Genomic DNA, 13,866 nt, shown 5'->3' on the forward strand with positions numbered 1-13,866 from the left:
GACTCCTTATCAGGCAAAGGTTTCGTGGAACAGCGCGTGGGCCGAGCGCAGCGACAACTGCCCCTGGTCCAGGTAGGCCGACAGCTTCTGCACATTGGCGTCGCCGGAGATGAGTTCATCGACCCAGCCCGCGTACTCGAAGTTGATCTGCTGCTCGGCCGCATACAGCGGATCGATCACCGCCTGCAGGGCCTCCGGCGCGGCGCCGCTGAAACCGACCACCAGCACCGACTGCTCGCGCTGCTCGCCGAAGAACAGGCTCAGTTCGAAATCTGCCTGCTGCAAGAATGGCGTGATCAGGTCGAGCCAGAACGCCGCCACCAGGTAGCGCTGGCGCGGCGCCGATGGCAAAGGCAGCACCAGGCTTTTGTCCAGTCGTGCGGCGCCGCAGTGGCGCACCGGCTGCAACAGCAGGCCGATCGCCAGTATCATCCGCCGCACCGACGCCCGGCCCAACATCGCCTCCAGCCCGGCGACGCTGTGGCGATCGAGGAAATCGACGAACATCTGCTGAAGCTCGGCGGCGGCAGGATCGATTTCGACGGTGGTGGCGGCCATCGCCTGCAAGCCGGCTTCCGGCTCCGCCGCCTCGAACACGTCGTTGGCCAGGGGCTCCAGCAGCTCCCACAACGGCGCCAGCACCAGCGGACTGCGGGCGACAAAGCTGCGCGGGTCGTCGATCTCGATGGCGCTCATGCTGAGGAAGGGATAACGCCGCTGCGACAGGTCGCTGCTGGCCCGCAGATGACCAGCGATCGCGCGCTTGCTGCGCGTGCCGACGAAGGCGAAATCCAAGGGCGGCATGGCGTCGTAGTTGAGCTTCCAGCGCGGATCGATGCTGAGCAGGTTCATGACCTCGGCCAGCCAGCCGTCCAGCAGATTGGCCAGCGCCAGGTTGTCGGCAGCCTTGATAAAGTCGGCGCGCGCGGGCAGTTTGCCGAAGTAGCCGATGCGCGCGGTTTGCGGCGCCCGCTTCATGGCGCGGCTCCGACTATCGTTTCCGGCAGCTTCATGCCACGGAAGCCCTGCTCCTGCGGCGCCGCGCCGCTGCTGTCAGGACTGCTGATGATTTTCAGTCCCATCGCCACCGTGATCGTGCCGCTGGTCCAGCGCAGTTCGAACACGCCGCCCTCGCGCTTCTGCTTGGCCGCCGCGTCGATCATGCGTTTCAGGCCGAACTGGCCCGGCTCGTTGAACACCTCCACGCTGCGGCCATCGAAGGCCACCGCCGTGATGCGCGCGCCAGGTGCCCCCTGCGGGCCGGGATGAACCATATTGGCCCACTGCGCCGGCGTGTTGCGGTAGCGTAGCTGCTGGCCGTCGATATCGACGGTGTATTCCAGCGTGCCGGGCGCCGGCATCGGCTGGATCTGGAAGATGGTCTGCGCGGCGGCCGACGAGGCGACGCCGCCCGCGCCTATCGGTGCGATCCAGCCGGGGAAGCGCGCCACGGTTTGCGGCGACAGCGTGATGCCCATGTCGGCCCAGGTGCGCGACGCCAGCACGTCGCCGCGCCGCAGCACCAGCGGCCCCATGGCGCCGGTGGCGAACTTGGCGATCAAGCCGTCCGGCCCGAAGAACTGGGCGATTTCGGCATTGCCTGCTTCGATGCGGGCGTTCGGCGAGAACGGATATTTATTGGCCAGCGATTGCTGGAACGGTTCGTAGACCTGCGCCAGCCAGGTCTTGTTGATCTCCGCCTCGGCCGGTCCGACCAGCACGGCGAAGGTCTGCATCAAGGGCCGCACCAGGATGGGACGGATGGCCTGTTTCTGCGCGTCGCTCATCCCGGTCAGCATCTGCTCGTCGACGTAGCGCAGCGCATCGGCCAGTTCGGAGCCGTTGCCTTCCAATGTCTGCTGCATGAACTGGCGCGCGCCGGGACCGGGATCGCCCTGGTTCTTCAGCTGGTTCAGGCGGCTGCGCAATTTGGACAGCGTCTCCATGTAGGAGCGCATCAGCGACGCATCCTTGTCCTTGGCCGCCACCAGTTTGCCGACGCCGGCGAACTCGCGGCCGATAGGCCCCATCGGTTTGTCGCCGCGCGTCGGCTCCAGTTGCAGGTTGACGTTGACCTGCGAAGGTCCGCGCCGCAGCACGCTGTTCTTGACCCAGTTGACGAAGCCGGTTTGCGCTTGCTTCAACTCGGCACTCATGATGGCGGGATTGTCCCAGGACGTTTGCTGATGGATAGTACTCAGCAGCCTGGCGATGGGCGACGACTGCGGATCGCCCAGGCGGTTCATCGCGACGACCGCCGCGTCGAAGCCATTCAGGTTGGCGATGGTGACGCCCTGGACGAACTTCTGCCATTCGCTCGCGTAGTCGGCCTTGTACAAATCGGTCAGGCCCTTCTGGATTTGTTCGGGACTGCCTTCCAGCGTCAGGTCGTCGCGGGCGGCGGTCTTCAGGACCCAGTCGGCGCTTTGCAGTTCGTGCGTGGCGGCTTCGCGGAAGGCGTCCTGCACATACTTCTCCCATGCCTCGCGGGTGTAGGCGCCGGCGATGGCATGGCTGCCGGTGACCAGCGCCTGATCCTGCTCGCCCACCATGCGCGCCACCGTCATCGCCGGGAAGCGCGTGTTGGCGCGGGCGCGGATGTCGGCGTAGACCCGCTCCCTGGCCGGCATGCCGCGCACCACGCGGCGCAGGTTCTCGCGCGCCTGGTCGACCAGCGCCAGCTTCTGCTCGATGCGCGGCCAGGATGGATCGGCGATCTGCGCAAGGTGGAAGGACATCAGCCGCTCGGCGCTGTGTATCATCTGCTCGCGCGGCATGGCGCCACGGTTGTTTTCCAGCCAACCGCGCCAGTAGCGGGTCAGCTGGTCGTTCAGGTGACCGGGTTCGGCGCGCGCGGTATCGGCCAGCATCAGATAACTCTTCAAGGCGTTGTAGGCGTCTTCGACGTTGACGGCGGAGGCCTCCTGGAACTGGCGTCCCGGCGCGGCGGCGGGTGCGGGTGCGGCCGGCGTGCCAGCTGCGGGCGGCGCGCCGGGCGCCTGCAACTGGTCGGCGTGGGCGTTCATCTCCGACAGCAGCGTCTCCAGGTTGGCGACGACCGGCTTGAGCATCACCTCCCGCACGCCGGCGAAGTACTCCTCGCGCAGCTTGCGCTCCAACAGCTCACCCTGATACAAACCCATACGCAGCGACCATGGCCGGTCGGCGCGGTACTTGTCCAGCTGCTCGATGCGATCCTGCAGGATCTCCAGCGCCTCCAACCGCGATTGCAGATCCAGCCGCTTGGCTTGCAGCTTGATCACCTTGTCCAGGTCCGCCTGGACATTGCTGACCAGCTGCCGGTTGCCCAGATACGACCAGCTCCAGCCGCCCAGCGACACCCCCAGCAAAACCGCCGCCGCGAAGAACGCCGCGTAAGTCAGCTTGACCTTATGCTTGCTGGCGTACTGCGACACCAGGTCCTTGTCGGCGAAGATCACATTGCGGAATAAATTCAGCAGGAAGAAGCCCGACTGCCCGCTGGCGGCGACCGGCGGCGCGTCCGGCAGCGACAGCTCGAAGCGCCTGGCCAGCCGCTGCGACTGTTCGCTGACCGCCACGCCCTCCTGCAAGGCGCTGGTGAAGTAATAGCCGCGAAACACGGGCTTGAACTGGAACGGGTTTTCCTCGAACAGCGTGACGAGGAAGCTGCGCAGCGGCGCGCGTATCGTCGCGAACTCCAACGGGAAGGTGAACACGCCGGGCTCCATGCGGTCGCGCCGCTGCTGGCCCATATTGGCCAGGCTCAGTTCCTTCAGGCCGGCGCACAGCTCATCGAAGCTGCGGTCGAAGAAGGTCATCATCTGCTGGCTGCCGGTGTTGCGCTTGTAGGGCATGGTCGCGCCCCACACGCGTTCGCGCTCGCCGCGCTCGGCGCGCGCGAAGAACTCGCCGAAGCCGGCGATCAGGTCGGCCTTGGTGAACACCACGTACACCGGCGCGAACACCTCCAGCCGCTCGATCAGGTCCTGCACCCGCTTGCGCAGGCTGCGCGCCAGCTTGATGCCGACCTCGGGATCGTCGCCGCGCAATTCGGCGATGCTGACCGCGATCAGGATGCCGTTGATGGGCGCGCGGCGGCGGTACTTCTTCAGCAGGTCCAGGAAGCCGAACCATTCGGCGCGGTGCTCGTCCTGCACCGAGTAGCGCCCGGCCGTGTCGAGCAGGATGCCGTCGGTGGTGAAGAACCAGTCGCAGTTGCGGGTGCCGCCCACGCCTTGCACGATCTTGCCGTCGGCGAAGGGGAACTGCAAACCGGAGTTGGTGATGGCCGTGCTCTTGCCGGCCGCCGGATTGCCGATGATCATGTACCACGGCAGCTCGTACAAGGCGCGCGTGCCGGACACGATGCCCATCTTGGAACCGCGGATGGTGTCGATCGCCTTCAACATGTCATCGCGGATCAGCTTGACCTCGGCGCCGGACTGGTCCTGCGGCTGCGCCTCGGCGGCGGCCTGGGCGCCGATGGCCGCGCCCAGCTGTTCGGATTCACGGCTGGCGCGCCGACGCCGCCACAGCCACGCCAGGCCGGCCAGCAACAGCATCAGCGCGCTGGCCGCCAGCGCCCAGATCAGGGCCAGCTCCAGCACTTGCGCGCCGAGGTAGAACAGGGCCGCCATCGCAGTCAGGCCGATGATGGTCAGGTGGCGGGTATCGGTGAGGAAGTACCAGATTCTTCGCATCATGGGTGTAGGCCGGCTTGAACGACAGCGCCTGAGCAGCAAGCGGACCGAACAATGTTGCCACCAACAAAGCTGGGATTACTTGAGGCAGCACAATCATCGCCCCGCGCCGTGCTATTTCCGCACGGTGCCCGCCACCCGCAACTCCGTGTGGCCGAAGTCCATCATGGTCCAGCGGCCGCCCCAGCGCAGGCCGACCGCTTCGGCCGCCTCGCCGTACAGGCGGTAGCCGCGCATGGCCCAAGGGTCTTTCTCGGAGATCAGCAATTTGCCGTTGCGCAGGAAGGCGCAGTCCGCCGCCAGGCCGAACTGGTGATAGCTCTGGAAGGCCTTGGCGTTGGTCACGCTGGGACCGGCGGCGGCCAGCGCGTTCTGCCGCTCCGGGCTGCGGTAGCCCTCCAGGATCGCCATGTCGTAACCGTGGTGCTCTTTCATGATCCTGAACACCAGCAGCAGGCGCTGGGCGAAGTCGGGGTCGAGCAGCTGCCAGTTGCGGTTGGCGCCGTCGAGCAGCGGCCGCACCAGCGTCACCTCCGCCGTCGTGAAGACCAGCGGCGGCAACTGCGCCGGCGCCGCCAGTTGCTCGCCCTTCAGCAGATTGGCGACCTGGTCATTGACGGTATGGCTGTCGCTGTCGTAGCCGCCCAGCATGCTGCGGCCGCTGAGCACCAGCGCCAGCATCGGCGGCACGGTCAGCAGCACCGCGGCCGACAGCACCAACAGATAGCGGCGCTGCAAGAACTTCAGCGCGCTCAGCAAGCCGCCGCCGGCGCTGCGTCGCGCCTGCGCCGCCTGGTGCGCGCCCTGCAGGTAGCCGCCGCGCAGTCCCTGTTCGATGCGCCGGCCGATGGCCGACATCGACTGCGCCACCACGTCGCGCCCGGCGGGAAACAGCGCCAGCCATGCGCCTACGCAAGCCAAGATGAAAAACAGAAAGACTGAAAAGAGAAACATGGTGCGCTCCGTCAAAGCAAGGTCGCCCCGCAGATCGGACACTGAGGGCGAGCACGCTTCATCGTAGGCGCTCCAGCAAGCGGCGTGAAAGAGCAGATCAAATTCGGAGGAAATACCGTGGATACGTCGAAGCAAAAACCCGACCTGATGAGCTCCAACCGCATGGCGGCGGATGGCGGCAAACGCATACTGGCGCATCTGGAACACGGCCCGAAGACAGCCAAGCCGCCACGCACCAGCAGCTGGACCATCGACGGCTGGACCATCGGCCTCGGCCTGCTGGTGCTGACCATATGCGCGGTCGCCTGGCTGGTGCACGACGACACGCTCACCCCTGGCTCATTTGCGCGCAACCGCGGCAGCGTGCGTGCGCATGTCGAGCGGCGGCCAGTTGAAGCGGCAGAGCCGCAAGCCGCAGCCGGCCCGCAGCCCGTGCAGGCGGCGGCAATTGTGAACGAATCGATCGCCCGGCCATCGCCAACGCCGGCGCCGGTGTCTCACCAGCCATCCGCAGCAGCGGCATCGGCAGCGCCGGCCGCGCACGCGCCGGCAAGGTCCGAAGCGCCACGGTCGGCCGGCACAACGCACAGGCAGGCTGGCGCCGCAAACACAGCCGCCACGCCCGCCGCACGCTTGCCGGTGGCGCGTCCCGCCGTCGCCGCGCCAGGCGCGGCTTCCGGCGATACCGATGTCGCCCTGCTCACCGCTTTGGTGGCGCATTCAAACAAGCCGGCGGCGGTGCTGCCGGAGCGCAACCGCGACGTGGTCGAGCGCCAGGAAGGCGACAGCACGGCGCAGCTGCTGGCGCGCTGCAAGCAGCTGGGACTGATCGAAGGCATGCTGTGCCGCTCGCGCATCTGCTCCGGCCGCTGGGATGCGGACCCGGCCTGCAACGCCCCCTCGCATTGATTACTGGATCGACAGCTGCTTGCCGCCGGTGCCGACTTTTTTCGGCAGCGTCAGGTGCAGCACGCCGTTTTCGTAACGGGCCTCGGCCTGGTCGTCATCCACATCCTGCGGCAACGTGAAGCTGCGCTGAATTTGTCCGTAATAACGCTCGCTGCGCAGGACGCCGGTCTTGTTGGCGCCGGCCTGCTGTGCGTCCTTGATCTCGGCGCTCAGCGACACCTGGTTGCCGTTGACGGCCACCTTGATGTCCTCCTTTTGCACGCCCGGGATTTCGGCCTTGACCAGAAACTCCTTGTCGGTCTCGCTCACATCCATCCGCATGCGCGGCGTCACGTCGGTGCCGCGCCACGCCGCCGGCGCAAAGTCGCGAAACATTTCATCCATGTCGCGGAAGGGATCGAAACGGGCAAGGTCGCGGAAAGGATCAAGACGCATCAAACTGTTAGCCATGGCAGCCTCCTTCAAATGGTTGGACTACCATGATAAGAAGCGCCCCATCCCCTCCTTTGACGCACATCAAGGCGCGGCTTTGCCCGCTCCCGCGACAAGCGAGTTGATCATCGCCTCGCTGTAGATTTCGCCCTTGCTGTCGGCGGCGCTGATCATGTCGCGCCACAGCGGCACGATGTCGACATTCAGTTGATTGAAGCGCTCGAAGCCGCAAGCGTAGATGCCGCGAAAGCTGTCGAAGCTGTGTTCCAGCTTCGCGCACTCATCCAGCGTGGCGGCGGTGAACGCCTGGCCCTGCTCGGCGCTCCAGATGCCGCTGCGCAGCAGGCCGTCCAGCGCCATGGCCTCGGCGCCGCCCTCGTGCACCCACGGCGGCGACTTCCCGCTGATGCCGCCACGGCGCACATTGTTCTGCCACAGGTGCGCCATTTCATGCGCCACGACCTTGGCGACCATCTCCCGTTTCTTGGTCGATTCGGCGGTCAGCAGGGCCGTGCCGCCGAGACGGTAGACGATCTGCGCACCGACCACGCCGCCCTTGATCGACAGGCCAGGGGAGGCGGTATCGCTGACGGCCACCAGCAGCAGCAAGGGCTGCCGCAGCTTCTGCCGGTACGCCGCGCTGTAGTAGGTGGACATCCTGGCCGTGGTGTCGAGCAACGTGTCCCTGGCCCAGTCGGACAGGCTGGGGTCGAGCAGCACCTGCGCCTCGCCGGCGGTGACCGGCGACTGCGGGCCGAAGTAGGCATACGGCGTCGCGTTGTTGGCAGGCGCGGCCGGGGTGGCGGGCACCAGCACGGTTTCCTTGCCCAGGCCTTCCAGCTTGAAGTTGGCGGCGATATCGCGCACCACCTTGCCCTGCCGGGCCTCGCCTTGCAGGAAGCCCAGGTAGACGAGGCGCCCGCCGTCGGAGAAGCGGTCCATGGCGACGTATTGCTTCTCCATCAGTTGATCGAAGGTCGAGATTTCCACGCTGAGCTGTCGCAGCGGTTTGCCGTTGGCGGCGGCCAAGGTGTCATGCTCGCCGCCGGTGGTCAGCGTCACGCCGGGCGTCAACACCTTCCACGCGGACTTGCGGAAGTCGGCCACCGGCACGAACCGGAGCGACGTCACCGGTTGCGAAAACCGATAGTCGGCGCGCCAGGTATCGGGCGCAATATGCGTCAGGTGTACCTGCACCGGCAAGGGTACTTCGGCACGCGCGGCCGTCATCATGCTCATCGCCACGCCCATCCCCAGCAACCACTTTCTCGACATCATCATCCCCTGGTCAAATTCAGTGTCCAGAATATAACACGGGAAGCATGCCAATTTGGCTACATCAAGGCCGCCCCGCCCCAGCGTAGCGGTGACGAAGGGATGGAAAATACCACCCACCTGTTCCGGCGCGACGCCGTTGCTCAGGCGACCATGAGGTATAGGGCCGGCATCGCGCAGCAGGTGGTGGCATTCCTTGGCATCGAGGCGAGGAATGCAACATATGACATCCAGCGCGACCGCAAAAAACAACAAAGCCCAAGCGGTGCAGCCTGGGCTTTGTCGCCTGACTGAAGTCCGCCTCCCGGCTTATGCCCCCTGCCCGCAGATTTTCGGCGCCCTCTGCAGGATGATAGTCAGCGGTCGATGAGGATGGGATGAACCCGCGACCACCGTGATCGCCATCCGCTCGCGCCAGGCGGTGCGCGCCAACGCTTCGATCTGGTGCTCATGCGTGCAAAATTCCAGTTCCTTTCCGCAGGTGTCCAGCAGGAAGCCGGCGAAGTCGCCGAAGCAATCGTAGATCAGTCCGCTGACCTTGCCCTGGTAACGGTGCGTGTGCTCGTGGCCGTGGCCGGGTGGGTGCCCGTGCTGGCCGCCGCCCGCCTCGCCGCCGGAGCCGTCCGGCGACGGCTTGATGTGGTCGGGATCGCCGCCCAGTCCGCCGACACGTTCGCCGATCAGCGAAACGTAGCGGCTGAACACCGGATGCCAGCGGTCGCCGGCCGGCACCGACTCCAGTATCCAGCGCAGCACCGACAGCAGCCGCGATTCGGCGCCCACGATCACTTCCTTGGTGCGCACCGGTATCGTCAACTGGTAACTGCCGACGACACGGCGCCAGCGGATCACGTTCACCGCCGGCTCCCGCGTCGCCGCGGCGCGCCCTTCGCCGCGGATGCCGATCACCACCGGCGGCAAGGCGAAGGTGTCGCTGACCTGGCGCACAACCACCGTGTACTGCTCGCCCTTGTGTATGGAGTCGGGCAACTGCACCGACAGCAAGCCGGTCAGGCCGAACGCGGCGCCCGGCGGCAGCGGCACATAGGAAATACCACCGACCCTTAACTGCAGCGTCTGGTCATCCAGCAAGGTGATGCCGTGGTTGACGTAGCGCGCGCCGGCCAGCGCGACGATCTGGCTGGCCGCCACCTCCGGTATGTAGATGCTGGCGATGCTGTCCCGTGGCAGGTTGCCCCATTCGATCAGCAGCTCGTCGGGCTGGCGGTCCGGCAACTGCTCGGCGCCCTTGGCCGGGCGCAGCTCGAAGGTGCCCAGTATCCGCCGCGACGCCGCGTAGCCCGGATTGGGCGATTCGACGATAGACAGATTGCGCTGCGCCAGCTTGTCCGAGGCCGCCGGCGATATGCCGGCCGGCACCGGAGCGGCATCGAAGGCGATTTCCGCCACCAGGCACTGGTGGGCGTTGCGCACCAGCTGCTGGATGCTCTTGCGGCCCGAACCCCACGGCCCGTTGGCGGGCGACGGATGGGTCGGGAACTGCGCCTGGGTCTGGTTGATGTCGAGCCAGCAGCCGAAGTAGGCGAACACCTCGCCGCCGGTGCCGTTCATGCCGCGCACATTGGTGGGATCATGCTGCGCCGTCAACGCGGTGTTGGACGAGTCGACGCGCGCCTCGGCGAAGTACGGTATCGTCAGCAGATCGCCGCCGCCGCTCAAGCCCAGCAAGGGGATCACCTCGCTGCCGCTGGTGGCCCGGCGGTAGGTGGTGGCGGCGTCGAACTCGGTCGAGGTGGTGCTGACCGGGAACAACCGGAAGAAGCCGCGCACATTGCTGATGTTGGTCGAACCGCGATAGTGCACGCGGGCGATGGCGAAGTTGAACATGGCCGTGCCGTTGACCTTTTGCGACAGCTCCAGCGTCGCGTCGGTGGCCAGGTTGTCGAAGCTCTCGCCGGCCGTGCCGGCGTTTAGGTTGGCCAGCACCTGCTTGATGTAGGCATTGGCGTTGCCGCTGATGGTGGCGCCGAAGCGGGCGTCGCCGTCGCGTATCTTGAACACGCGCAAGTCGGTGCTGAGCCAGGACGTCGGGCCGTCCACCTCCCACGGATTGGGGTCGCGTATCAGCAGGATTTGCGCGTTGGCGCTCAGGCCGCCCAGGATGGCCGTCATGTCGACCGCCAGCGTCTGGCCGGCGCTGGCGGGGAAGCCGCTGCTGTTGGCGAAGGTGATCCGGCAGACCCAGGTGAAGCGCTGCGGCGCGACCGGCAGGCTGCTGTCCTCGGCCTCCAGCGACGTCACCGTGACCGACATGCCCGGCACCGCCGGATTGAACGTGATGGCCGGCTTCACCGTCGGCGAATTGCCCAGCGTGCCGGGCGTGATGCCCAGCTTGTCCGGCCAGAAGCCGTCGGCTATCACGTAGAACGCCTTGTCGATCACGGCCGGCGACGGCATCGTGTCGATCTCGTCCTTGCCGAAGGTGCTGCGGTCGGTGATGAAGGTGAAGCTTTTGCCGAAGTCCGACTGGGCCAGGTGCTCGGCGAAATATTCGTGGCTGTCGGCGTTCTTGACGGCCTTGTCGGGATCGCTGGTGGCCAGCGCCAGGCAGGCCGTTTCGCCGTACTGGATGTCGTCGGTGTCGGCCACCGCGTGGCTCCACTCGTGCACCAGCGTGCCGAACTTGCAGTCGGTGCCGATCTGCGCCGCGCTCAGATAGCTGCTGCACAGCCAGACCGTGCGCGAACCCTTGTAGGTAAAGGCGAAGTAGCCCGGCTGGCAGGTGTCGCTGCCGTGCCCTTGGCCGGTGAAATCGTAGGTCACCTGCTCGTTGACCAGCGTGTTGGAGATCTTGTTGTAGTCGTCATTGACCTTGTCGTAGCGGCCCTGGTTGAACGCGCCAAACCAGGTCTGGTACAAGCTGTTGCTGCTGGCCGGCCCGGCGGCAAGCTGGGCCGCGGAGAGCGCCGCGAAATACTGCGCATTGCCGTGGGCGATGAGGGTGTCGGCCTGCTGGGTCGCCGTACCGCCGTTGAAACTGGGCGCCTTGGCATTGTTCTTCGCCAGTTGCGACTCGGCCTTGCGCGCCAGCTGGCCGGAGGTCGATTTGGGCGAGGCGCCGGCCACCACCTCGAACTGCACCTCGGCCGGCGGCGCCGCGTGCGCCTCGTGCGCCTGGCGCTTGCGCGCGCCCGCTTTGACGGTGCCGACCACCATGAAGGCATCGAAAAACACGGCGTTCAGCACCGCCTTGTATTGCCCGGCCTGGTCGATCGCGTACACCTCGGAAATATCGACGCTGAAACTCTGGCGATCGCCCGGACCGATCAGCGTATAAGCGCTGGCCGGCGGATCGCCGCGTTTGACGAAGCGGCCGTCGTAGGGGATGGTCTGGCCGTCGCGCTCGACGACGAAGCAGTCGCCGCTGAGGGTGGGCTCCAGCGGCGTGCCCCAGGTCAGCAATTGATAAGCCTCGGCGCTGGTATTTTCGATGTCGACGGTAATGACGACGGGATCGCCCAGCGCATACACAGGCTGGGCGGTCAGGGTGGCAACAAAAGGTTGGTGTCTCATGTCGGGTCTCCTTTAAGGACTACCGACCGAGCATAAGACCGCCGCTGGCTTCGACATTGATACGGCGCAGGCGGCCCCGCGCATTTAACTTCAGCAGACCCTGTTGGTAGACACAACCCAGCCGCCCGGACGACTGATCGACTGCCCACTTCAAAGCAGTTAGAATCAAGTTCCCATTGGCCTAACCTGAAGAACGCACGATGAAAATACCATACGCCTTGAACCTGTTAGCGCTCACGCTGAGCACGAGCGCCTATGCCCAAGATGCTCACCATGCCGGGAGCGAATCGTTAGCAGCCCAGAACGCGGCCCTGATCAAGGCCACCGAAGGCAAAGGTTACGGCCCCCAGGCGCCGCGCGACCTGAGCGCCAAAGGCGGCAGCAACCTGCGCGTGTTCACCACGGCGCCGGCCGCGTCCAAAATGAATCTCTGCAATATTCATTTCCATAAGAACGCCGAACACAAAGGCAGGCAATTCTCGGTGCCATCCGATGCGGGGTTCAAATATGCCGGCAAATTGACGCCCGCCGAGGCCACCCCGCTGAGCGCCGAGGTCTGTTCCGGCGAGCACGGCGGCCTCCAGGTGGGCGACACCATCGAACTGCACTACGTGCACAGCACGGCACAAGTAACGCCTGGTCCGACGCTGAGCGCTTGCCTCAGCGAAGCCGATGCCAATCCCCAGCTTCGCGTCGAAGCCCAGGTTCTGGTGCTGGTCAATGACGCCAGGGCGGCCGATTTTGCCGGACTTACCGAGCTCGGCGAAGTCAACGGCTACCAGCAGGCCAAGCGCATCCCCAAACGCACGGGCAAACCCATCCAATACGCGGGTTCGACCACCGGCCCGAGCTACAATGAAAAAGGTTCGCCCTTGCAGGTCTCGTGGAGCGTGCGTCCGAAAGTGCTGAAGGTGAATGCCGAATCCGTCGGCGCCTGGTGCACCGCCAATGTCTTCAAGGAAGACCACGCGCACGGCGTGCGCAACCTGGTCACCGACGACAGGCTGCTCTCGCCGATCAGGTAAGCGCGCACTGCACAATCCCGGACCCCACAAAAAAAAGAGCTCCATGCCTGGGCATGGAGCTCCTTTTTCTGGTGCTTCTTGAATTCTGACTCCCCGACCTGGACTCGAACCAGGGACCTGCGGATTAACAGTCCGTCCCGTTTTCGGCTAGAAACCCGCATGAGCACTGAGCCTCAGCGAAAACCATGGGGAATATTTGCTGTTATTCTCTCGCGGTTCATTCCCTTAAGCCAGGGTTTCTTGCGTGGAATATTCCCCATTCTCAGCACGCCAACGACGCGCGCCAATGCTGTGAATTTGCCTTCAAAGCTCCCTAAAGACCCCGCCATTTTCGTCGAACTTGACCAACAGGTCGTGGATCCTTCCAACCTCCTCGACGAGCGGCTGGATCTCGTACCGTTCGCCCAGAACTTGGAATATGCCTTCCCTTAAGTAGTACGCCCTGAAGATATGATGAGGGACCTCCGTCTCTTCGGGTTCGTCCAAGATGAGGCTCGGGAAGATATGCCCTGCGATGCCAGCCTCAAGGTACAAGTCCAGCCGCTCGTCGAAGTGCTCGACCGAATTCCTGAGCCCCCTGTTCCTCAGCGGGCTGTCGTCGCCCACCCCGAACACCTTACGCAGGTACATCCCCCGCTTCACGTGCATGCGCTTTTGGTCAGGAGTAGCCCCTCTGGGCTCCTCACGGGAGGGGAAGAAGTACCTCGAAATCGCGCCTACCTGGTTGACGAGGTTCTGGAGGCAGTCCAGAACCTCGTCCTTCCGCTCCTGCGGGCCAAGCTTCCCCTCGGATATTGCCTTTACGTACCTGGATGCCTTCTCACAGGACTGCAAAGCCGATGCGGTGTTGAACAGCATGGATTGGACGTAGAAAGTATGGCGGGGCGTCCATATGAAGAATTCTTCCTGATTGCCCATCATTGCCTTTCAGCGAAAATCGTTTCCAAAGCCTGCCTTTGGCACCGGAATAATGGCACAGGTTTATTTAGCGAACCCATCTAAACGCTACTCGATCCTAACTCGTCGAACCAGAAGCTTCCCATGAAATCGTAGCT

General features: G+C 65.0%; 10 protein-coding genes. 3 read left to right on the plus strand and 7 right to left on the minus strand.

Translation table 11 applies throughout. The features are described from left to right. Window positions 1-9: 9 nt before the first annotated feature. The 3 genes from tagF to AC1RMD_RS05105 all read right to left on the minus strand — a co-directional run bounded on the left by tagF (window position 10) and on the right by AC1RMD_RS05105 (window position 5,636). Entirely contained in the window at window positions 10-978 is a 969-nt protein-coding gene (gene tagF, locus AC1RMD_RS05095; RefSeq protein WP_492924259.1) for a type VI secretion system-associated protein TagF, read from the minus strand. After that, the gene (tssM, locus tag AC1RMD_RS05100; protein ID WP_492924693.1) at window positions 975-4,682 is read right to left on the minus strand and encodes a type VI secretion system membrane subunit TssM; all 3,708 of its coding nucleotides are present in this window, start codon (window positions 4,680-4,682) and stop codon (window positions 975-977) included. The genes tagF and tssM overlap by 4 nt, the downstream gene beginning before the upstream one ends. A gap of 114 nt (window positions 4,683-4,796) precedes the next feature. Continuing rightward, window positions 4,797-5,636, minus strand: coding sequence for a M15 family metallopeptidase (locus AC1RMD_RS05105; protein ID WP_492924261.1), 840 nt, complete (start codon window positions 5,634-5,636; stop codon window positions 4,797-4,799). A gap of 117 nt (window positions 5,637-5,753) precedes the next feature. Between AC1RMD_RS05105 and AC1RMD_RS05110 the strand changes: the two genes are divergently transcribed. Then, window positions 5,754-6,545, plus strand: a complete 792-nt coding sequence (locus AC1RMD_RS05110) for a hypothetical protein (RefSeq protein ID WP_492924263.1) — start codon at window positions 5,754-5,756, stop codon at window positions 6,543-6,545. Here the strand turns inward: AC1RMD_RS05110 and AC1RMD_RS05115 are convergent, their stop codons facing one another. After that, window positions 6,546-6,995: an Hsp20/alpha crystallin family protein gene (locus AC1RMD_RS05115; protein ID WP_492924265.1), complete on the minus strand. Its 450-nt coding sequence runs from the start codon at window positions 6,993-6,995 to the stop codon at window positions 6,546-6,548. A gap of 66 nt (window positions 6,996-7,061) precedes the next feature. After that, the gene (locus AC1RMD_RS05120; protein WP_492924267.1) at window positions 7,062-8,252 is read right to left on the minus strand and encodes a basic secretory protein-like protein; all 1,191 of its coding nucleotides are present in this window, start codon (window positions 8,250-8,252) and stop codon (window positions 7,062-7,064) included. Window positions 8,253-8,354: 102 nt separating this feature from the next. Here AC1RMD_RS05120 and AC1RMD_RS05125 point away from each other — a divergent pair, with 102 nt between their 5' ends. After that, window positions 8,355-8,546: a hypothetical protein gene (locus AC1RMD_RS05125; protein WP_492924269.1), complete on the plus strand. Its 192-nt coding sequence runs from the start codon at window positions 8,355-8,357 to the stop codon at window positions 8,544-8,546. Window positions 8,547-8,561: 15 nt separating this feature from the next. Here the strand turns inward: AC1RMD_RS05125 and AC1RMD_RS05130 are convergent, their stop codons facing one another. Continuing rightward, on the minus strand, window positions 8,562-11,786 hold the full coding sequence (locus AC1RMD_RS05130; RefSeq protein ID WP_492924271.1) for a M35 family metalloendopeptidase: 3,225 nt from the start codon (window positions 11,784-11,786) through the stop codon (window positions 8,562-8,564). A gap of 200 nt (window positions 11,787-11,986) precedes the next feature. On the opposite strand from AC1RMD_RS05130, the gene AC1RMD_RS05135 reads away from it, so the two are divergent. Continuing rightward, window positions 11,987-12,811, plus strand: a complete 825-nt coding sequence (locus AC1RMD_RS05135) for a delta-class carbonic anhydrase (RefSeq protein WP_492924273.1) — start codon at window positions 11,987-11,989, stop codon at window positions 12,809-12,811. A gap of 303 nt (window positions 12,812-13,114) precedes the next feature. Here the strand turns inward: AC1RMD_RS05135 and AC1RMD_RS05140 are convergent, their stop codons facing one another. Continuing rightward, window positions 13,115-13,732 carry a hypothetical protein gene (locus tag AC1RMD_RS05140; protein ID WP_492924275.1) on the minus strand — a complete coding sequence of 206 codons (618 nt, stop codon included), beginning with the start codon at window positions 13,730-13,732 and terminating at the stop codon, window positions 13,115-13,117. Window positions 13,733-13,866: the final 134 nt, after the last annotated feature.

The sequence above is a fragment of the Duganella sp. GW822-FHT06D06 genome, assembly GCF_058799615.1.